Source organism: Thermotomaculum hydrothermale (assembly GCF_016592575.1).
Taxonomy (GTDB): Bacteria; Acidobacteriota; Holophagae; order Thermotomaculales; family Thermotomaculaceae; genus Thermotomaculum; species Thermotomaculum hydrothermale.
This window is the reverse complement of sequence record NZ_AP017470.1, coordinates 1,790,742-1,810,308: the sequence shown is the minus strand read 5'-3', so window position 1 is coordinate 1,810,308 and position 19,567 is coordinate 1,790,742. Positions and strand designations below refer to the sequence as shown.

The window sequence follows — 19,567 nt, the reverse complement described above, 5'->3', positions numbered from 1 at the left end:
GGTAAATGAGTAATGTGAACAATGTGTTAGGGTTTCCAATTTTAACAATTGTAACCTTTTTACCGACAATTGGAGCGATACTTATAGCACTTTTCCTGAACAAGGAAAACACAAAGGCAATAAAGTACAGTGCGTTCTTTATTGCGGTTGTTGATTTCATTCTTTCACTTCCGTTGTGGTTTTACTATGACCCAACAACATGGAAGATGCAGTTTGAGGAAAGTGTTAGCTGGATTCCTTCATTAGGTATAAGGTATGCAGTTGGGATTGACGGTATATCTTTGGTTCTCGTTCTTTTAACGACTTTATTGGGTTTTATTGCTATTTGGTCTTCCTTTGAAGCTATTAAGCACAGAGAAAAAGAGTACTATGTTCTGTTGCTGCTTTTGCAGACAGGTATGTTAGGGGTATTTATTGCAGAAGACTTCTTCTTGTTTTATGTTTTCTGGGAAGTAATGCTTGTTCCAATGTACTTCCTTATTGGAGTATGGGGAGGCCCAAGGAAGCTTTATGCAGCAATCAAGTTCTTCCTCTATACACTTGCAGGTTCTGTTTTAATGCTTGTGGCAATCCTTGCACTTTACTTTTACAACCACAAGGTTAACGGTGTGTGGACATTTGATATTCAGTCTTACCATCAGCTTGCATCATACATTGCTGCCCACACTTCAAAAACCTGGCAGTACTTGCTTGCAATTGCATTCTTTTTAGGATTTGCAATTAAGGTTCCAATGTTCCCATTCCACACATGGTTGCCAGATGCTCACGTTGAAGCACCGACAGCAGGTTCAGTAATCCTTGCCGGTGTTCTCTTAAAGATGGGAACTTACGGATTTTTGAGATTCTTGCTTCCTATTTTTCCTGATGCAACAAAGGCTCTGTTACCTTACTTTGTATTCTTAGCAATTGTAGGTATTATTTACGGTGCTTTAGTTGCACTTATTCAGAAGGATATGAAAAAGCTTGTTGCATACTCATCCGTTTCCCACCTTGGTATGTGTATGCTTGGTCTTTTTGCCTTAAATCCAAATGGAATTAACGGTTCAATTATCCAGATGATTAACCACGGTATTTCAACAGGCGCACTCTTCTTGATAGTTGGTATTGTTTATGAGAGAAAGCACACAAGGCTTATTAAAGAGTACGGCGGATTATCAAAGATTATGCCTGTTTACGCAACCGTGTTTATGATAATGACTTTATCATCAATAGGACTTCCTGGGTTAAATGGCTTTGTTGGTGAATTTACAATACTTGCTGGTGCATTCCAGGCAAAACCAATCTGGGCAATTGTTGCAACATCAGGTATTGTTTTAGGCGCTGCATATATGCTCTGGCTATATCAGAGGGTAATGTTCAACGAAGTTTCAGAAGAAAACCTTGAGCTTCACAAGAAAGGTGTTTTAAAAGACTTAACACCAAGGGAAGTTGCTTACTTTATGCCTTTGATTTTGCTTGCATTCTGGATAGGCCTTTATCCAAAGCCATTGTTCAGGGCATTAGAAGCACCTGTAAACCACCTTGTTGAACAGGTTGAACCAGGGTTTTTCAGCAGGGAACAGGTTAAATTTGATTTAAACAAAGCAAAGAAAGAAATAGAAAAAGAGGCAGAAGAGGGACACCATGAATAACATCCTCTCTCAGATAGCAAGTAGCAGTTCGCTGTTGCTGCCTGAGATTGTGCTTATAATAGGCGCAACAGTGGTGCTATTCGGAGCGTTTTTCGCTAAAAAGAAAACCCATTTGCTTGCAGGGTTATCAATACTTACTCTGGTAATTGCTGCAATCGCACTGTTTAAAGTGCCTTTAAATGAAACAGGCTTTTTTGGCTTGTACAAGTCAGACGGGTTTTCTCTCTTAATCAAGGTAATAACACTTTGGGTTGGATTACTTGTAATTTTACTGTCAATTGATTTTGTTGACGAAAACAAGTACTCTTCCGCTGAATATTTTTCATTAATCCTCTATTCTATAAGCGGAATGTTTTTAATGGCTTCCGCAAACGACTTGCTTACAATCTTTGTATCTCTTGAATTGATGGCTATTTCAGTTTATGTGCTTGTTGGTTACTTTAAGTACACAAGTATTTCCCCTGAAGCAGCGTTTAAATACTTTATTTTAGGGGCTTTTTCTTCAGCCTTCTTTATCTTCGGTGCATCAATAATGTACGGTTTAACAGGAACAACAAGGATTGATTTACTCTTTCAGAAAATCCCCCTTGTTGCACCTGGCTTAAGTTTATTTGCAGTAATCGGGGTGATTTTTATCCTTGTATCTTTGGGATTTAAAATTGCGCTTTTTCCATTCCACCAGTGGGCGCCTGATGCATACACAGGTGCACCGACACCAATTACCGCTTTTATGTCTGTTGCCCCAAAGGCTGCGGCACTTGCAATCTTTATCAGAATCTTTATAGGTGCATTCGGCGGGATTAAGTATGATTGGATGCCTGCGCTTGCAGCACTTTCCTTTATGACAATGATATGGGGTAACTTTGCGGCAATAAGGCAACAGAATATTAAGAGAATGCTTGCATATTCTTCAATTGCCCACGCAGGTTATATGTCGCTTGGGATAATTGCAGGGACACCTATAGCAATTAAGGCAATGATTCTTTACCTTGTTGCTTACTCATTTATGAATATTGGTGCATTTGCTATAGTTATTATTCTCTCCAAAAAAGACGGTTTTGGAGAGAATATTGAAGATTACAGAGGAATGGCTCAGGTTCACCCTGTTCTTTCTGCAATTATGCTAATCTTTATGCTTTCCCTTGCAGGGATTCCGCCAACAATAGGATTTTTCGGTAAATTCTATCTATTTGGTGCTGCAATAAATTCCGGTTTATACTTCCTTGTAACTGTGGCAGTTTTAGCATCTGCAGTTTCACTTTACTACTATTTCAGAGTTGTAAAGATGATGTACCTTAAAGAGCATAAATTTACCAAGCAGTTTGAACTTTCTTTAAATGAAAAAGCAGTTGTTTTTCTTACAATTGTTGGAACATTGTTTGTGGGAATTTACCCAACTCCCCTCTTTGATGCTATAAAGAATGTTTTTGGAATGTAGAAACCCTCTAAGAATAATAAGCCCCGAATTTTCGGGGCTTTTTTTATTATATTTTCCTTCACACACATTAATTTCATTTGAAGACAATAATTTAATCCAACAAAAAGATGATTTTTCCCGTCTAAATGTTATAGAATTAGCTTAGACAAAAAGCGGAGGTAATTATGAGAAAGGGTCTAATTTTATTTGTTTTACTGTGCACTTTCTTTGCTTTTTCTTCAGAAGTAAGGGTGTTTAATGACAAGGTTGTATATTACCCTGATAAGCCTTCATCTTTTATAGGTTTTAACAAGGATGTAAATGTTGTTTGCAACAATGAAGTTCTTCCCATTTTTAAAGGAGAGAAAGTCCCGCAGAATTTTTCCCTTTTTAAGACTTATATTGATTACATTAAATTAAAAAATGATATTGCAACATTAAAGAAACAAAAAGAGGTTATTGATAAGGCTTTTCGCAGTTTGCAGTTGAAAAGCAACGGAGATTTTGCACTCTTTTTGAAGAATTCAGAGAATTATGCAAAGAAATATTCTTCTATTGAAAGAAAATTAAATGCTTTGAAGGTTAAAAGGGAGAAGTTGGAGAAGCTGTTAAAGTCTTCAACATATACATTAAAGCCTTATTTTTGTGATTTACCTGAAAAGATTTATTCTTTTAAAATGGAGTTTCAGGGGATACAAATATCAACCAAAAACAAATTATTTATAAATAATGATGGAAAGACCTGCAGGGTTGTTAAAGAGTTGTCTCTTTTAAATAGAAGCGGAATTGATATTAAGGCAGATGAATTTTATATACTTGCAATGAATTCATCAAGATATTTTGAGGTTATTGAATTTTATCCGTGGACTATAACAGGGGAGCCTCATATTGAACCGTCAGATAGAGAAGGTTTTCTTGGTGCTGTGCCTCAAACAAGAAGGATGATGAAAACTGCTGCAAAAGAGAAGATGCCTGTTGTTAATCAACTTGATACAAGGATATTTTTGCTTAACAATATTTCACTTCCATCAAATGGGGTTGAGAAAAAGTTTAAAATTGATGAAAAAGAGGTTAAGTTAACTAAAAGGCTTGTTGTTTATCCTTATCAATCACTTGATGTTTACAAAGAGTATTCCTTTAAACTCCCATTTGCCCCATTGGGTTCTAACTGGCAGGTGTTTGCAGGAAAGGAGTCTTACTCTAATGTTACAGGGACATTTGACAAAGAAACAGATGTTTACAGGATATTTGCTGGGAAAGAGTATGCTATAGATGTTAAGAGAGAACCTGTTTTAAATATGGGAAGTGAAGAGGGCTTTTTCAGTAAAAAGAAAATTGACAAAAAGGGATATAAAATAACATTAAGAAATTTAGGGAATAAAGAAAAAAGAGTTTTTGTAATTGACAGAATTCCCGTTTCAACATTGGAAGGGATTGTTGTTAAAGATGTTAAGGTTAAAGGTTTGAAAAAGTATAATATTAATAAAGAGGGCAAATTAAGTGGCGAGGTTAATTTAAAACCGCACGATAAGATTGTTATAGAGGTAACATTTTCAGTAGTCTATCCTGCTGATATGGATATTTACTATTAAAAGGTATGGGGGCTTTTCTAAAGAGATTATCAAGCAAGTCAGGGGGATTCAGGTTTTTTGTGATTTTTTATCCCCCGTTTTTGTTTTCTGGAATAAAGGTTGAGAAGGTTAGCAAGGATTTTAGATACATAAAAGTGAGGCTAAAACTCCGCTGGTACAATAGGAACTATGTCGGTACACAGTTTGGCGGCTCTCTTTTTTCAATGACAGACCCGTTTTATATGATAATGCTTATTAAAAATTTGGGGAAAGATTACATAGTCTGGGATAAAAAGTCCTGCATAAAGTTTATTAAGCCCGGTACAACAGATGTTTTTGCAGAGTTTAGAATAGACGATGAGATAATTGAAAATATTAAAAGAGAAGTTGATAAAAACGGGAAGGGGGAGTTTCCATTTACAGTTGAGATTAAAGATAAATCAGGCCAATTAATTGCACTTGTTGAAAAGATTGAGTATGTGAGAAAGAAATAGCAGGTTTTTAGAAACTTTTTTCATTTTTTCAGAAAGGGTTTATTTCAAGACAACTTTTTGAGTTTTTATTTATTATCTGTTTTTTATATCAGTTACAATGGCTAAGACATTCTGATAGTCTCTAATGTTTCTAAAGGTTATCATAATTCTTTCAGATGATAATAGGCTTTCTTTCATCTCTGATTGTGTAAGAGACCCTTTGCTAAAAGTTAGGTCTGCAAGGCCGTTTCTCTTTGTTTTTTTGTCAATTTTTTCTATGTTTTTAATGTTTATGTAAGACAAAAAACAATCTCCGAAAAATTTTTCCGATAATATTATCCTTTTGTTGGTAATAAAATAACGGGTATTTTTGATTTTCTTATATCTGTGTATGTATCTTCCTAATGCTAAATAAAATCCTATTAAAAGAAAAGGGATGCTAAATATGGCTCCAACAATATCCCTTCCACCTCTTGAGTGCATTTTTAGACTGCTAATTATGTTGAAAAGTGAAAAAAGCAACATAACAAAGCCGATGAAAAATACATAATAATCAATGCCTTCCATATAAAAATTTTTTTCAGGCTTTCCTTCCCATAGTACTTTTTCGTCTTTTTTAAGGAATGAATTTAGTTTTTCCTCTAAATTTTGAAAGTCTTTTATACTCTCCATAATTTATCCCCCGTTTTTTTTGTTTTTTTTATTTTACCACTTATATGTGCATGTTTTTTATATTTCCTGTTTTATCTTTTTTGTGGTTACCTTGTTAATCTTTCTAAAGTAAAATTCTTTCTTCCCTTTATACCCAGTTATGGTACCCCTTATATTTTTCTTGACATTTGATTAAATTTTTGATATATTGAAAACCACTTAAAAATCCAGGTGAAAAATTAAATAGTTTTTTTGTCTCTGAAAGAAGGGGCATCTTTTTGTTCTTTGAAAATCTATAAGGGTGGCGGAAGCCGTGAGGGGCGACCGCGGGTTATTGGTTTTTTTCAGTCTATTTTTTATTAACCTCTAAAATTTAACGGAGGTTTTATGGAATTTGATTTAGACAGATTACTTAAGGTTTTTAAAAACCAGGAGAGTGTTGAAAAAGGTTTAAAGGAATCTTCTATTTTTGATTTTGTAAGCGAGAAATTAAATGTTTCAAAAAAAGCAGCTTTTATCCTGTGTTATACCTATTATTTGCAATTGGTTTATGGCAATTGTCTTACTGTAAAAAAATTGCTTGATGTTTTACCTGAAAAGGGGTTCAAATTTGACGATTTTTATAAAGAGGTAATTAATTTAATTGAAGATTTATGGCTGTATCCATTAATTGATTCAGATCCGAGATATAGGTCTTTTTCTGATGAAAAAGACAAGAAAAAGTTTTATATCATCCCCCGCTGTATTCTTTCTAATGATGCAGCTGCTTTTTTTCATAGTGGGAAGATTAAAAAAGAGGATAATGAACAGATTATTGATTTGCTTAGTTTTTTTGACAGAGTTATTAAAATTTTCTTCAAAATGAGTGAGCATTATTTGATAGAAATTGATAGAAAATCTGTTCTGGAATTACATATTAAAAAGCTTGTTAAGAGACTCTGGGAACAAGTGCCTTACTATCAGGTTATTTCGACTTTGCCTTTTCAGGATTTAGTCTTTCTTGCAAAAGTAATATATTATTTTACTGACATCAGGATGAATACAAAGATTTTTGTGTCAAGCATCAGGGATATTCTTCAGTTTTACAAAATAGCTAATTATTTTAGAGAAGGGAATGACAACGATTTTATTCTTGTAAAATCAGGTATTCTGGAAAGAAAAAAGGACGATAGAGGCAAAATTTACTTTAAGCTTTCAAGTCAATTTATTAACGATTTGATAGGAAGAGACTATGTTGATGAAGATGATGAATATTCAGATTTATTGGAGCAAATTTCGAAGATTGATAAAAAGGAACTTTTTTACAATAAAGATATCCATGGCTCTGTAAAAGAGCTTGAAAGGGTTTTTAAACAGAGGAATTTTAAGAAGCTTGTTTCAACATACAAGAAAAGCAAGTTAAATTCAGGGATAACTGTTCTCTTTTACGGCCATTCCGGTACAGGAAAGACAGAGTTAGCACTTCAGCTTGCAAGGTCAAGCGGCAGAAAGTTGCTTAAATTAAACCTTGAGCAGGTTTTTGATATGTGGGTTGGGGAGAGTGAGAAGAATGTAAAGAGGATTTTTAATGAATATCGTAGAATTGCTGAGCAAGAGGAGAAAAAACCAATCCTGCTTTTAAACGAGATTGATGCTTTGCTTGGAAAGAGAGGCTCTGTTAATGGGAATACCGGTAGAATGTCAAACAATGTGGTTAATGTTTTTCTAAACGAATTTGAAAATTTTGATGGAATTTTAATTGCAACTACAAACCTTATTGACGAAATAGACAATGCTTTTTTCAGAAGGTTTCATTTTAAAATTAAGTTTGATTTTCCTGAAAGAGAAGTGAGAATGAAGATATGGATTTCAAAGCTAAATGGGTTAAAGGATGAAACCTATGAAAAACTTTCTTCTTTTTATTTGACAGGGGGAGAGATAGACAATGTTATTAGAAAGTTTATTATAGCCTCCACATTGAACAATAGTGAGGAGATTGATGAAATTGTTTTAAGGCTTGCTAAGGAAGAAGCAGAGTTTAAGGGTCGCAATAAGTCTAAAAGGGAAATGGGATTTAAAATAGGGTAAAAATGTGTAATAAAAAAGCCCCGAGAATTCTCGGGGCTTATTCTTTAAGGCAACCTGCCTTAATTTTTTTTACGCTCAGCTAAATCCGCCGTATCCACATGAACCGCCGGTGCTTCCTGATGAGGAAAGCCCTGCAGATGATATTGTGGACACAAGCTTTTCAGTATTTCTGCTTTTACAGTGCTCGCATTCTACATTTTCGCTTTGTGCAGAGCTGAACACTAATTTTTCAAAAGTTTTACCGCAGTCTTTGCAGCGGTATTCGTAAATGGGCATTGGTGTACCTCCTTAGTTGGATAAAAGCGCTCCCATTAAAAATTGTTCAAGGTGAGGCTTTGGCATTGCGCCTATTGCCCTGTCAATTAATTTCCCGTCTTTGAAAAGAAGTAATGTTGGAATTGATGCAATTCCGTAATTTCTTGCATAAGCCTGATGTTCGTCAACATTAACCTTTCCTATTTTAACTTTGCCTTCGTATTCGGTGGCAAGTTCTTCAAGAATCGGAGCAATCATTCTGCATGGGCCACACCATGGTGCCCAGAAGTCTACAAGTACCACTCCCTTGTGGTCTAACACCTCTGACTGAAAGTTTGCATCGGTAATTTCTACTATGTTTTTTGCCATATCTATTTCCTCCTGTCATTTTTAGCTGGCCGTTATAATGCCACAGTCACTTGTGTATGATATTACATTTTCAAAAAGGTTACAAACAAATTAACCAAATTTTTATTTTTTTGTTTTAATTGAAAATTTACCACATAGATACAAGGGCAAGTATGTCGTGGTATCTTTTATCAAGCTCTTTTAGCCTTTTTGCAAGGGTTTGAGCCATTTTCCTGTAAACAAAAAAGCCTAAATTGATGTCGCTGTCTAAAAGTGATTTAAATTCTTTCCCTTTAAACTTAAACATAATTAAATCTGTGTGTGCAATAACTGTTGCGCTTCTTTCCTGTTTACCTAAAATAGCCATTTCTCCAAATATATCACCGGGATTTAGAAAAGTAATAGCCTCTTCTTTTCCATTTATAAACCTGCTAACTCTAACCTGCCCGTCAAGTATTATGAATATATCGTCTCCCTTTGTGTTTTCTTTGATTATTGTTTTTCCTTCTTTTGCCTTCACAGGTTTTAATAATTGTGCAACTTTTTCTAATTGCTCATGGTTTAAATCCTCAAATACATAAATCTTTTTTAAAATTTCTATGGCGTTTACTTCAGACATTTTAAAGCCTCTTTCTTTTTATAGAAGTTTTCGTCAGCTTCATTATAGTATTGAAGCAGTTTTTTGGCAAATTCTTTACACTTTTCTTTATTGTTTTGAGATTTTGCCATAAGCAATTCAAGATATGCTTTGTCTTTTTCATTAAGGTAGGGAAGCAGTTTTTCAATTTTTGAATATTCTTTCTTTTCAAGGTAGTAATCTGCAATCAGGTTTATATAGAAAACTTTTCTGTCGTAAGTTAAATCATTTATTTTTTGAAGTATTGATTGAATAAGTTTTTCAGCCTGATTTTCTTTTCCCAGCCAGATAAGTAAAGGAATTTTTAGAGGTGCAATTAGCTGTCTAATAAAGTGGGGGCATTTTTCTGAATTTTCAATGGCTTTTGACAGCAAATTTTTATCTTTTATTGAGTACCCATAAAAAGCCTGTATAGGAAGTTTAAAACAGAAGTAATCTTTTGGGGGGTTGAAGCTTTGGTACAACTCTTTTATTTTTTCTGTTTCTCCTTCAAGTAAATAAAGAATGGCTTTTATGTTGTATGCAGAAAATGTGAGATATGGGATTGTGTTTTTAAGTTCTAAAATTTCGTTTAGTTTCTTCTCGGCAAGTTTAAGTTTTCCGGTGAATATGTAGCATAAGGCAAGTTTAATTTTTGAATTTGGAAAATCAGGTTTAATTGAAAGAGCTTTTTGGTAATTCTCAATAGCCTTTTTATAATTTCCCTGAGTATAGTACAGGTCTGCAATACTGTCGTATGGGTTTGCGTTGTCAGGCTCTATAAATATATATTTTTTAAAGGCATTTTCTGCTTTTTTGTATTCTTTCTTTTGAAGGTAGAGGTAGCCCAGCCTGTTTATAATCTGGGTATTGTTGGGAAATTTTTCGTGTAAGTACTCATAGTATTTTATTAATTTGTTGGTGTCTCCTATTGCTGTTTGATACATGGGAAGGATAATTGGGTATATCTCAATTCTGTCAGCATACTTGTCTATAAAGTTTTCTATCCTCTTTGCAAACTTTCTATCTCCTTTTATCTTTTCCCTCTTTGCTGTGTATTCCAGAAAAATTGAAGTGAATTCTTTTTCAAATTCAGTCCAGTTTTTTTGAGGCACAGCTATCTTTTTGTAGTAATCAGGGATGTTTGAGCCTTTCAATCCCCTTGACATCATAATCTGGAATATATAGGGTAATGGGAAGTTTGGGTCTTTTTTAATAGCAAGGGCAAACTCCTTCCTTGCTTCTGGCACATAGTACATCATTGTGTAGTTTACCCCTGCTTTGTAATGTTTTAGAGCCTCTTTGTTTTTTGTTGAATAAAGATTTTCCTTTTCGCTGAAAAATCGCATGCCCCAGATTGCTGATATTAAAATTAAGATAATTACATTAACAATCAAGAATACTCTTTTCATTTTTTACTCCCTTATCTTTAAAACAATTATTGTTGCGTCATCTTCAAGAATGTTTTCTGTTTTTCTTTTTACAGAGTCAATTACACATTTTGCTATTTCAACTGCTGTTTCTAAATTGGTGCACTCCTCTAATACTGGCACTATATTTTCTCCTAAGGATTCGGTAACCCCGTCTGTCATAAAGATAAGGGTATCCCCTTTGAGTAATTTCAGGTTTTCTTCCTGGTATTGAACATCTGGAAGCAATCCAAGAGGGAATCTTATTTTTTGCTTTTTCAGTATGCTTATTGTATTTTCCCTTATTAAATATGGGGAAGGCATCCCCGCATTTATGTAATTTAGGGTTAATTTTTCAGGGTCAAATACAAAGTATATACAGGCTACAAACATATTTTTATTGCTTCTCAAATAGAGAAGCCTGTTTGATTCTCTCATAAGTTTTGATGGGGAGTCTATGTTCACACTCCTTGCAAAGAGTGTTTCTTTTGCCGATACCATCATAATTGCGGCAGGCACTGATTTTCCTGCAACATCTCCAATTATTGCCTTTATCTTTTTATCTTCAGAAGGCAGGTAATCGAAAAAGTCTCCTCCAACAGTCCTTGCACTTTCAGAAATTCCATACACCTCAAAATTTTTTCCTTCTGGGTGAAAAGAGGGGATTAAACTTTTCTGAATAAGCCCTGCAATTTTCATGTCCCTTTCAAGCTCTATCTGCCTTTGAGCCTTTTCAATAAGTTTAATGTTCTGATAGGTTAAAGCAAATTGAATAAATATGTGTTCAAGCATTTTTTTCTGCTGCACAGTTAAAGGTTCTTTTGCAAGAACAATGGTTTTTAAATTTTCATTTTCTGAAAAGTGGTATAGATACTCGTAGCCTGTTTCCTCAAAACTTTTCAGTGGTGTTTGAGAGATTGATTTTGCGTCCATTTCTTGATAATTAAATTCGTATATTTTATGTGAGTTGAGTTTTTTAAAAGAGTTTTTCTCAACCTGAATAAATACCTGAATATCAAGTTTTAAAAAGTCGTTTAATATGTCTTTAAGGTATCTCTCTATTTCTCTGCTATCGGTAAGGGTTATCATTTTATCTGTAATTTCAAAAACCTTGGTGGCAAGTTTTCTCTCCTGCTTGAAAAGCAGAAATTCAAGTTTGTCTTTTATCCATTCGTTAATTGGGTTTAGTATGAAAACAATTAGTATACCTAACATTATTGAGTAAATCTTTAAATTCTTTGATATAAAGTTTTCCCCGAGGGTTTTGTTTAGAAAGTATAAAAGAAATGTGTAAAGTACAAGGAGAATGAGAAAGATAAAGGCATCTACAAAAGATTTTTTCAAAGCAAGTTTTTTGTTTGATATGCCGTATTTTAAAATATTGTAGAGGATAAGGGCGTTAAATATAATCTGCTGGGCTACAAAAAGTTTAACAAGCCAGAATAGAATTATTCCTTTTATTAAAATAGCAAGTATTATTAAGGTGATTGCTCCAAAGTAAAGTGAGAGATAAAAGAACCAGGATGGGAAAAACATAGGCGATTTGTTTCTTTTAAATATTGAAGCAAGGTAAAAGTATCCTGTTGCAAGCAGACCAGTTGAAACAGCGATAGATTTTATTATTGAACTTTGCCACAGTATTAAGTAGCCAATTAATATTAATCCAGGCAGTATAAATTTAAAACTCTTTTTGTGAGATTCCAATTCTCTTTCTTGAACAAAACTTGCAAGTAAAAATGGCACTCCGGGAAAGGCTATTAGCACCGCAAGCACTATAAATGATTCAAATGAGGTGTAAGAAGGGCTTACAATAAAAGCAAGGGAAGCAAAGTGGGTTATAAAAATTGCTGAATGTAAAAAATAGAGTTCTTTTATTTCCCAATTGTTTAATATTAAAGTTATAGAAAGAATATAAAGTAGCAGGGAGATAAGAATAAAAACAATTTCAGGCTGGACAATTCTCCTGATTTTTCTCTCTATTAGTATGATTTCAATTAAATCCCCTTTATTGTTTTCAAAAAGAAAGTCTGTTTCGGGGTATGTTATAAGGTTTTCTATATCATCTATACTTTTAACTAACTTGTGATTGACACCCACTATCGAAAAGCCAGGTTTTACTCCTTTTTTGAATGCTTCGCTATTCTTCTTTACAAAAAGGACTTTTATATCTTTTGCTGTTTGTAGGGGGACGATTCCCTCATCTGGGACACTTCTTGCGTAAAATAGAAAGCAAACAGCAGTTATTGCAAAAATAAAAAATGCTTTAAATTTAATAAACAGAGGTTTTTCATTCATTAAATAACTCCGCAGCACCCTTCAGAGAGAGGTACTGGTACTCTTTTATTACCTTTACATCAGGGAAGATTCCAATCTTGCTTCCAAAACAATTTTTACGCAAATAACTTTTTATTGTTTCAATTAGCAAACCTCCCAATCCGCAAACCCCTCCTCCTAAAGCAAAGGCTTCAATTCCTAAAATATTGGTAATGATTGCAAGTGCCAGTCCTAAATAGTTTCCTGTCTCTATGACAATGTCCCTTGCAATTCTGTCGTTTTTCTCCAAAAGTTTTTTCAATTCAAGTGTATTTTCTATTTCTTTTTCTGATTTTTCATTAAACCTTTCAACAATTCCCCTTTCCCCGCAGTACGCTTCAACACAGCCGTAATTCCCGCAATTGCACCTTTTCCCGTTGGGCACAATTGTGATATGCCCTATTTCGCTGTCAAGCCCTGTTTTGCTTGTTAGCACTTTGCCGTTCAGGATAATTCCACCGCCTATCCCCGTTCCTAAAGTTACCGAGACAATGTTTTTAAATTGCTTAAATTCATCTATGTTTGATACTGCAATTGCCGAGGCGTTTCCATCGTTTATTACCCTGCACTCTTTTCCTGTTTTTCTCTCAACAAATTCTTTTAAAGGGAAGTTTTTGGGTATTTCAAGGTTTGTTGAGTTTACAACAACCCCTTTGCTATTTACATTTGAGGCTATGCTTATGCCTATCTTTTCGGCATTGTTGAGGTATTTTTCAAAAATTTCAGACAAAAAATTTTCAATAGGGGGTTTTGTTTTCTCAACAACGGGGTATCCTTTTTCAAAATTGCCATTTTTGTTTGCAAGTGCAATCTTTGTGTTTGTCCCCCCTATGTCAAGAGCAAGTATTTTCATTTCATTTTATCCTCATTAAAACAAGCCCCTTCAAATACTCTGTTTCTTTCATATATGGCAAAACTGTGTGGTCTTTTGCCTGGTAAAGCCTGCCTATAACCCTTAACTTAACCCCGCTTGAAATAACCGCCTTTTCTATAATCCTGTCAAATGTGTTAATGTCAACAAGCCTTGAGCAACTCATTGTAAAAACAATGCCCCCCTTTTTTAAAAGGCTAAAGGCTTCTCTGTTAAGGTTTTCATAACCTTTAATTGCCCTGTCAAGAGTCTTTCTTGACTTTGTAAATGCAGGCGGATCAACTGATATTAAATCAAAATTTCTGCCATTTTCTTTGAAAATCTTTATAGCCTTAAAGGCGTCAAGTTTGTAATATTCCCCGTTAGAAAAGTTATTCAATTCCATATTTTTTTTGCAGTACTCAATTGCATTTTCAGAGGAATCAACAAAGGTTACCTTTTCTGCACTTTTTGCTGCGTGTAATCCAAACCCACCTATGTAAGAGAAAAGGTCAAGAACTTCCCCATTTGCAAACTCTGAAAATCTTTTCTTGTTATCCCTCTGGTCAAAGTAATAGCCTGTTTTTTGTCCCTTTAAAACAGGCACAAGCATCTTTATTCCGTTTTCCTCAATTTCAACCTCTTCAGGCACCTCACCCTTTGTTTTAACTTCTATTTCAAGGTTTTCTTTCCCCCTGAATACAGACTGGTTCTTTATTACAACAGGGAATTTTCCCAAAACAATCTCAACTGCTTTCAAGAAAGGTTCAGAGAGTTTTTCAGCCCCCATTGTGTTAAATTGTGCAGACAAAACCCTTCCACCGTAAAAATCAAGAATAAAGCCCGGCAATTCATCACCTTCTGCAAACACTATCCTTGAATTGTTTAAGTCAACTATGCTTTTTTTATACTCAACAATTTTTTTAAGTTTGTTCTCAAAAAACTGAATATTCGGGTTTACCTTTTTTCTTGAAAGTATCCTTGCGCATATAAGAGAGTGGGGGTTTATGTATGCTGTTGCAAGAAAATCTCCCTTTTCGTCAACAAGAATCCCTGTCTCCCCCTCTTCAAAATCCTTTAAATTTCTTACCTCGTTTGAGTAAACCCAGAGATAACCGTATGAGATTCTCCTCTTTGCCCTTTTGTCTTTTACAATCAATTCTTTCATTAAATTCCACCTTAATCCCTTTTGTTTGATTATAGCAAAGAAAAGGTTGGTTTTGCTATCAGGCTGAATGTAAGTTTAAAGAAATGCTAATCCTTGCTTATTTTTGAAGCGGTGAAAAAAATAATCACGGAAAAAATGCTTGAGATTAAAATATACCCAATTCCGTTTGCGTCTGGAATTTGAATTATCCTGTACTTTTCAAGAATGTAAAACAGTATTGTTATAAAAGGCGCCAGCAACAAAACAGCTTCAACCCCCTTTTTAAAATCTCTTTTTGAATATGCGGCAATAACAGGGATAAAAAGGGTTGTTGAGAAAATGCCGCTTGAAAGGTAAAAGGCGTCTTTCAAAGAATCAAAGTAAATCCCGGAAAGTGCCGCAAGGAGTGATGCGATCCAAATTGATATAATGTTAAACTTCTTGCTTTTTTTCTTTTTCATATCGTAAGAAAGAGTCATTGCCGCAACATTAAGGCAGGTATCAATTGTTGACATTGATGCAGCTACAAGCCCTATTGCCACAATTGAAAGAATAATTTTGTTTTTAATAAGCGAAATAAGGTAAAAAACGGCGCTTTCCCCGGATTTAAAAGTATCAGGCACAAAGAAAGCAACAACCATAGGGAAGAGAAAAACAAACAGCAAAGCGTTTAAGAAGGCAACACCCATTGCCTTCCTTGCCTCTTTTCCGTTTTTTGTAACCTGAAGCCTTATCCATATATCAGTTTCAACAAGCCAGCCTGGAAGGTATGCAATTAAGGTTAGAAAAATGAAAAACGGATTTATCTTTTTCAAATCAAAAACAAGTACCGAATTGTTTTCAACACCTGAATTCTTCCCTGCAATTACAAGGATTACAAAAAAAACAGCGATAAGAGAGTATTGAATAACATCTGTAACAATTACAGCCTCAACTCCGCTTAAAGACATATAAATTGCGATAACAAGCACGGAAAAAAACAATACTGCAAGGTAAGAAATATCAGTTGCCTTCCCAATTATCTTTGCAGCGACGGCCAATTCCGCTCCCCCCCAGATAATAAAAACAATCAAAATAGGGATAGCAGACAGTGTTGCCGCCCGTTCACCAAACCTTCTTCTAATCAATTCAGGCTGAGAGAATACCGGAATATCCCTGAGTTTTGGCGCAAAGATAAAGAAAATTCCAAGCACAATCAGCCACGGCAGGGATAAAACAAAAAAACCGCCAAATCCATAGTTTAAAAAAACCTCAATCCCATAAGCCACAGACCAGCTTATAGACATAAAGGTTGCAGAAAGGGAAAGCCCCGCCCTTAAACCCCCAACCTGCCTGTTGTCTGTCCAGAATGACTCTGTCGTCTCCTCTTTGCTTTTTGAAAGAAAAGAGAAGATTATAACAACTGCCGAGTAAATCAAATAAACAACAAGAAAAACCGATTTCATAGAAAGAATTATATCCTGTCCCCAAAAACAAACAAAGTTTTTTTCTTGAAGAATTTTCTGCTTAATATAAAATACAAAATATCTGCATTATTAAGTATGAGTTAGGAGGCTACAATGCTTTTAAATCTTATTGTGTTAGCGATAAGCGGATTAATTGCACTGTTGATTTTAATTATGGTAGCAAAGCAAATTATAAAGGTATTAAACAAAGAAGGTGTTTTTATTTTAAAAGAGCAAAAGTTGCCATACAGGAAAAAGAAAAGTGTTTTTACCCCTGCTGAAAGGTCTTTTTACGGGGTATTAAAAGGAGTACTGGAAGGACATGCGGATATATTTGCAAAAATCAGGGTTGCCGATATTTTAACTCCCCTTTCAAGGCTTGATAAAAGTGAATGGCAAAAGGCATTTAACAGAATTTCAGGGAAGCATTTTGATTTTGTTATATGTGATAAAAACACACTTGAAGTGTTGTGTGTTATTGAGTTAAACGACAAAAGCCATAAATCTGCAAAAAGAATGGAAAGAGACGATTTTTTAAGGAAAGCATGCGAAAGTGCAGGAATACCCTTGCTTGAAATAAATGTGAGGGAAGGGTATTCTCCAAATGAGATTAGAGACATCCTCTCAAATTATGTAAATTTAAGGGAAACAAAAGTGCCTGAAATTCCTGTTGAAGATGTTAAATTGTGCCCTAAATGTAATTCTAAAATGGTAATTAAAGTGGCAAAAAAAGGAAAAAATGCAGGAAAAAAATTCTGGGCATGCTCAAGATTCCCGGAATGCAGATATATTGAACCTATTGATTAGTTGAAATAAGCAGCACAACAGCGGTTGCAGCAATGCCTTCTTTGCGGCCGATAAAGCCCATTTTTTCAGTTGTTGTTGCTTTTATGTTTACTCTGTTTTTTTCAATTTTAAATATCTGGGCAATGTTTTTTGTCTAAATTTTTTGTCAGGGTAGGTAAACGAAATTCTACCATTCCACTGTTTTGAATTAAGATAAGACTACCTATTCTCACTCAAAAAAGAAAAAAAATCAAAAAAAACTTGTTTTTCTCTTTTTTTTTCAATATAATAAATTAAATTTAAAAGAAGAGTGATAGATGCTGGGAAATAATCTATATTTAATGACTTTTAAAGATAGTGTCAAATATTTTAAGAGAAAGGAATCTACTAATAAAATCAATGTGGACAAAAACCTAAGAAGATGGGAAATTTCTTTGAAAGAATAGTAAGGAGTGTAAGTGTATGATTTAATATAATAAAATATGTATACCTAATGTTTGATAAATAAATAAAATGAGATTAGGAGTTAAAAAATGAGTACAAAAGATGAATTGAAAAGTGAGTTTCTTCATAAACTTTACGAATTAAGCAGGGAAAAGGGATATGAACCAATCGATATGTATGAAGTTGGCAAAGAACTGGGGTTTGACAAGGGATTAACTAAAGAAATAGTTTTGGAATATCTTGTCAAAGAAGGGTTGGTTCAAATTGTAGGTCTTGGTGGTTTTATTACGATTACGAAAAAGGGTATTAATGAGGTTGAAAATGCTTAGCCCACTTCTTGATTTTCATACTCGCCACTATCCAATATCATATTTATCATTTAGTAATAAACCCACAAAAAATACATAGTAATTTAAGGAGGTGAAATAAAATGAGTGATTTTCCTAAAGATGTGATAATTTCCATCGAAGAAGAAAGATATTGGGAAGGATTAGGGAGACAAGAAATGGATTTTCATCAAGTAATAGGAGAATTAATTGATAATAGCATATCAGCCTCTGGTAAAGATTCAGAAGGTGATTTACTTCCATTCAAAATTGAGATAACATTGGAGAAATTAGGAAATAAAATATTGGTAACAGTAGCAGATGAAGGAATTGGAATGACAGTTGATGAAATAACAGAACACATTTTTTCTTTAGGTGGTAAGGGGAGATCGGAAGGACCTTTAAATGAGCATGGTTTTGGCTTGAAAAATGCTCTATGTGTCTTAACGATAGGGAACAAACTTCCTTGGACTCTTAAAACAAGAGACGACGAAGCAGTAAATCAGAAGTTGGTTTATTTAGTTAAAGGACCCTTTAGTTCCCAAATGAAATTAGAATTGGATGATATCACTTTATGGAATAAAGGACTTGCCCATGTTAAATTAGATCGTGGGACAAGAGTTGTTGCAGAGACATCTTTTGAGTTTTTCAATACATTATATCCCAGAGCAAGAACCTTTGAAACTTTGGTAGAAAGATTTATAGAACATTTAGGAGTAATGTATAGAGGATTTTTAAATAATGAACACAATAAGTTGTGGTTAAGGTGGAGAATTTTAGGGGATGATGAAAGAAATCCTAATAATAATGCTGAATGGGAAGAGTTTAGAATAAAACCAATTAAGATACCTTATGATGCAGGTGGTTCTCAATCTACAGAATTTGAAGTCGAGGGTCCAGAGGGATGTGCTAGAGCAATTTATGTTAGAGGGAATTTAGATACTGAAAAAGTAAGAGATGTTTCTCAAGGGAAACCTTATCCTTTAAAAATTTATTATCAAGGGAATATTCCAACACAAGGTATTGATATAGTTGTTAGGGGTCGTGTTCTAAAAGCTGGTCAACTTCCTGAGATTTGGCCTGATATTCCAAGACATAACAACTTTAATAAATTTGTTGGGGAACTTATTTTAAATGATTCTAAATTTAGAACTGTAAATAACAAAATTAGTTTAAATCCTCATAACCCATATTGGATAAGATTACTAGAAAAACTCGATGCTGATGATTATAAACCACAAAGAATAACTGGTGCTAAAATCGAGAGAGATTTATCAAAGAAATTGAAAATAATGTTAGAAGGACATTGCACAAACAGCACTGTCCAAAGAGATAAACCTATTTGGAGTGGTGCTGGCGTGAAAGTGGATATTTATCATGAATTAAATGATGGGGGAATACATATTTATGAATTAAAAGCGGGAACAGCTGCTCCATTAGATGCTTACCAGTTATTAATGTATTGGGATGGTGTAGTAAAAGATGAAGGGAAAAGCCCTAAAGTTGCGAGACTAGTTGCAAAAGAAATCCCAAGATCTGTTGAGAACATAATTGTAGAAATAAATAAGAGAAAAGATAGTCTTGGAAACAATTACCAACTTGAGGGGAAAACAATTGAAGAATTAGGTTTATGAAACATTTAATTGCATAGGTATTATCTTTTACTATTTTTTATACCGAGGATGTTATTCTAAAGAAGTAAACAAAAAATATATACTAAGATCCTTTTAGCAGTTCTTGCCGATCTTTTATAAATTCTAAAGATTAAGAGTTTTATAATTAATTATGTATTTTTCATTATTATTTTATTAAGACATT

The 19,567-nt window shown here is 34.1% G+C and carries 17 protein-coding genes and 1 pseudogene; 8 read left to right on the top strand and 10 right to left on the bottom strand.

The window, feature by feature from the left end; genetic code table 11:
• Window positions 1-5 precede the first annotated feature (5 nt).
• The 4 genes from TTHT_RS08375 (at window position 6) to TTHT_RS08360 (ending at window position 5,113) form a co-directional block, all read left to right on the top strand.
• Window positions 6-1,631 carry a complex I subunit 4 family protein gene (locus tag TTHT_RS08375; RefSeq protein WP_201327521.1) on the top strand — a complete coding sequence of 542 codons (1,626 nt, stop codon included), beginning with the start codon at window positions 6-8 and terminating at the stop codon, window positions 1,629-1,631.
• Window positions 1,624-3,069, top strand: a complete 1,446-nt coding sequence (locus tag TTHT_RS08370; protein ID WP_201327520.1) for an NADH-quinone oxidoreductase subunit N — start codon at window positions 1,624-1,626, stop codon at window positions 3,067-3,069. The genes TTHT_RS08375 and TTHT_RS08370 overlap by 8 nt, the downstream gene beginning before the upstream one ends.
• Window positions 3,070-3,233: 164 nt before the next feature.
• Complete coding sequence (locus TTHT_RS08365; protein WP_201327519.1) at window positions 3,234-4,640, top strand: DUF4139 domain-containing protein; 1,407 nt, start codon at window positions 3,234-3,236, stop codon at window positions 4,638-4,640.
• 5 nt (window positions 4,641-4,645) lie between these two features.
• Complete coding sequence (locus TTHT_RS08360; RefSeq protein ID WP_408033901.1) at window positions 4,646-5,113, top strand: DUF4442 domain-containing protein; 468 nt, start codon at window positions 4,646-4,648, stop codon at window positions 5,111-5,113.
• A 72-nt stretch (window positions 5,114-5,185) separates the two neighbouring features.
• Here the strand turns inward: TTHT_RS08360 and TTHT_RS08355 are convergent, their stop codons facing one another.
• Entirely contained in the window at window positions 5,186-5,764 is a 579-nt protein-coding gene (locus TTHT_RS08355; RefSeq protein ID WP_201327517.1) for a hypothetical protein, read from the bottom strand.
• Between the two features lie 366 nt (window positions 5,765-6,130).
• Between TTHT_RS08355 and TTHT_RS08350 the strand changes: the two genes are divergently transcribed.
• On the top strand, window positions 6,131-7,810 hold the full coding sequence (locus tag TTHT_RS08350; RefSeq protein ID WP_201327516.1) for an ATP-binding protein: 1,680 nt from the start codon (window positions 6,131-6,133) through the stop codon (window positions 7,808-7,810).
• Between the two features lie 75 nt (window positions 7,811-7,885).
• Here the strand turns inward: TTHT_RS08350 and TTHT_RS08345 are convergent, their stop codons facing one another.
• The 8 genes from TTHT_RS08345 to TTHT_RS08310 all read right to left on the bottom strand — a co-directional run bounded on the left by TTHT_RS08345 (window position 7,886) and on the right by TTHT_RS08310 (window position 16,193).
• The gene (locus TTHT_RS08345) at window positions 7,886-8,086 is read right to left on the bottom strand and encodes an FmdB family zinc ribbon protein (protein ID WP_201327515.1); all 201 of its coding nucleotides are present in this window, start codon (window positions 8,084-8,086) and stop codon (window positions 7,886-7,888) included.
• Window positions 8,087-8,098: 12 nt separating this feature from the next.
• On the bottom strand, window positions 8,099-8,434 hold the full coding sequence (trxA, locus tag TTHT_RS08340; protein ID WP_201327514.1) for a thioredoxin: 336 nt from the start codon (window positions 8,432-8,434) through the stop codon (window positions 8,099-8,101).
• Between the two features lie 127 nt (window positions 8,435-8,561).
• Complete coding sequence (locus tag TTHT_RS08335; RefSeq protein WP_201327513.1) at window positions 8,562-9,032, bottom strand: cyclic nucleotide-binding domain-containing protein; 471 nt, start codon at window positions 9,030-9,032, stop codon at window positions 8,562-8,564.
• Window positions 9,020-10,441: a tetratricopeptide repeat protein gene (locus TTHT_RS08330; RefSeq protein ID WP_201327512.1), complete on the bottom strand. Its 1,422-nt coding sequence runs from the start codon at window positions 10,439-10,441 to the stop codon at window positions 9,020-9,022. Before TTHT_RS08330 ends, TTHT_RS08335 begins: the two co-directional genes overlap by 13 nt.
• A 3-nt stretch (window positions 10,442-10,444) precedes the next feature.
• Entirely contained in the window at window positions 10,445-12,733 is a 2,289-nt protein-coding gene (locus tag TTHT_RS08325; RefSeq protein ID WP_201327511.1) for a PP2C family protein-serine/threonine phosphatase, read from the bottom strand.
• Entirely contained in the window at window positions 12,726-13,604 is an 879-nt protein-coding gene (locus TTHT_RS08320) for an ROK family protein (protein ID WP_201327510.1), read from the bottom strand. The genes TTHT_RS08325 and TTHT_RS08320 overlap by 8 nt, the downstream gene beginning before the upstream one ends.
• Window position 13,605: 1 nt before the next feature.
• Entirely contained in the window at window positions 13,606-14,769 is a 1,164-nt protein-coding gene (locus tag TTHT_RS08315) for a class I SAM-dependent rRNA methyltransferase (protein ID WP_201327509.1), read from the bottom strand.
• Between the two features lie 86 nt (window positions 14,770-14,855).
• Window positions 14,856-16,193, bottom strand: coding sequence for a sodium:solute symporter family protein (locus tag TTHT_RS08310; RefSeq protein WP_201327508.1), 1,338 nt, complete (start codon window positions 16,191-16,193; stop codon window positions 14,856-14,858).
• A gap of 114 nt (window positions 16,194-16,307) precedes the next feature.
• On the opposite strand from TTHT_RS08310, the gene TTHT_RS08305 reads away from it, so the two are divergent.
• A complete protein-coding gene (locus tag TTHT_RS08305) occupies window positions 16,308-17,000 on the top strand; it encodes a DUF2726 domain-containing protein (RefSeq protein ID WP_201327507.1) in 693 nt (230 codons plus the stop codon).
• Here TTHT_RS08305 and TTHT_RS11050 read toward each other — a convergent pair.
• Window positions 16,990-17,127, bottom strand: a pseudogene (locus tag TTHT_RS11050) (2-C-methyl-D-erythritol 2,4-cyclodiphosphate synthase); the annotation flags it as partial. The gene TTHT_RS08305 and the pseudogene TTHT_RS11050 overlap by 11 nt on opposite strands.
• A gap of 385 nt (window positions 17,128-17,512) precedes the next feature.
• On the opposite strand from TTHT_RS11050, the gene TTHT_RS08295 reads away from it, so the two are divergent.
• Both TTHT_RS08295 and TTHT_RS08290 read left to right on the top strand, forming a co-directional pair.
• Entirely contained in the window at window positions 17,513-17,752 is a 240-nt protein-coding gene (locus tag TTHT_RS08295) for a hypothetical protein (protein WP_201327506.1), read from the top strand.
• A gap of 101 nt (window positions 17,753-17,853) precedes the next feature.
• Window positions 17,854-19,383 (top strand): ATP-binding protein, encoded by a 1,530-nt coding sequence (locus tag TTHT_RS08290; protein WP_201327505.1) that lies wholly within the window; start codon window positions 17,854-17,856, stop codon window positions 19,381-19,383.
• Window positions 19,384-19,567 lie beyond the last annotated feature (184 nt).

Excerpts from the sequence above, each read along its gene's own strand:
- TTHT_RS08375 (WP_201327521.1), top strand. The coding sequence starts at position 6 with ATGAGTAATGTGAACAATGTGTTAGGGTTTCCAATTTTAACAATTGTA.
- TTHT_RS08370 (WP_201327520.1), top strand. The coding sequence starts at position 1,624 with ATGAATAACATCCTCTCTCAGATAGCAAGTAGCAGTTCGCTGTTGCTG.
- TTHT_RS08365 (WP_201327519.1), top strand. The coding sequence starts at position 3,234 with ATGAGAAAGGGTCTAATTTTATTTGTTTTACTGTGCACTTTCTTTGCT.
- TTHT_RS08360 (WP_408033901.1), top strand. The coding sequence starts at position 4,646 with ATGGGGGCTTTTCTAAAGAGATTATCAAGCAAGTCAGGGGGATTCAGG.
- TTHT_RS08355 (WP_201327517.1), bottom strand. The coding sequence starts at position 5,764 with ATGGAGAGTATAAAAGACTTTCAAAATTTAGAGGAAAAACTAAATTCA.
- TTHT_RS08350 (WP_201327516.1), top strand. The coding sequence starts at position 6,131 with ATGGAATTTGATTTAGACAGATTACTTAAGGTTTTTAAAAACCAGGAG.
- TTHT_RS08345 (WP_201327515.1), bottom strand. The coding sequence starts at position 8,086 with ATGCCCATTTACGAATACCGCTGCAAAGACTGCGGTAAAACTTTTGAA.
- trxA (WP_201327514.1), bottom strand. The coding sequence starts at position 8,434 with ATGGCAAAAAACATAGTAGAAATTACCGATGCAAACTTTCAGTCAGAG.
- TTHT_RS08335 (WP_201327513.1), bottom strand. The coding sequence starts at position 9,032 with ATGTCTGAAGTAAACGCCATAGAAATTTTAAAAAAGATTTATGTATTT.
- TTHT_RS08330 (WP_201327512.1), bottom strand. The coding sequence starts at position 10,441 with ATGAAAAGAGTATTCTTGATTGTTAATGTAATTATCTTAATTTTAATA.
- TTHT_RS08325 (WP_201327511.1), bottom strand. The coding sequence starts at position 12,733 with ATGAATGAAAAACCTCTGTTTATTAAATTTAAAGCATTTTTTATTTTT.
- TTHT_RS08320 (WP_201327510.1), bottom strand. The coding sequence starts at position 13,604 with ATGAAAATACTTGCTCTTGACATAGGGGGGACAAACACAAAGATTGCA.
- TTHT_RS08315 (WP_201327509.1), bottom strand. The coding sequence starts at position 14,769 with ATGAAAGAATTGATTGTAAAAGACAAAAGGGCAAAGAGGAGAATCTCA.
- TTHT_RS08310 (WP_201327508.1), bottom strand. The coding sequence starts at position 16,193 with ATGAAATCGGTTTTTCTTGTTGTTTATTTGATTTACTCGGCAGTTGTT.
- TTHT_RS08305 (WP_201327507.1), top strand. The coding sequence starts at position 16,308 with ATGCTTTTAAATCTTATTGTGTTAGCGATAAGCGGATTAATTGCACTG.
- TTHT_RS08295 (WP_201327506.1), top strand. The coding sequence starts at position 17,513 with ATGAGTACAAAAGATGAATTGAAAAGTGAGTTTCTTCATAAACTTTAC.
- TTHT_RS08290 (WP_201327505.1), top strand. The coding sequence starts at position 17,854 with ATGAGTGATTTTCCTAAAGATGTGATAATTTCCATCGAAGAAGAAAGA.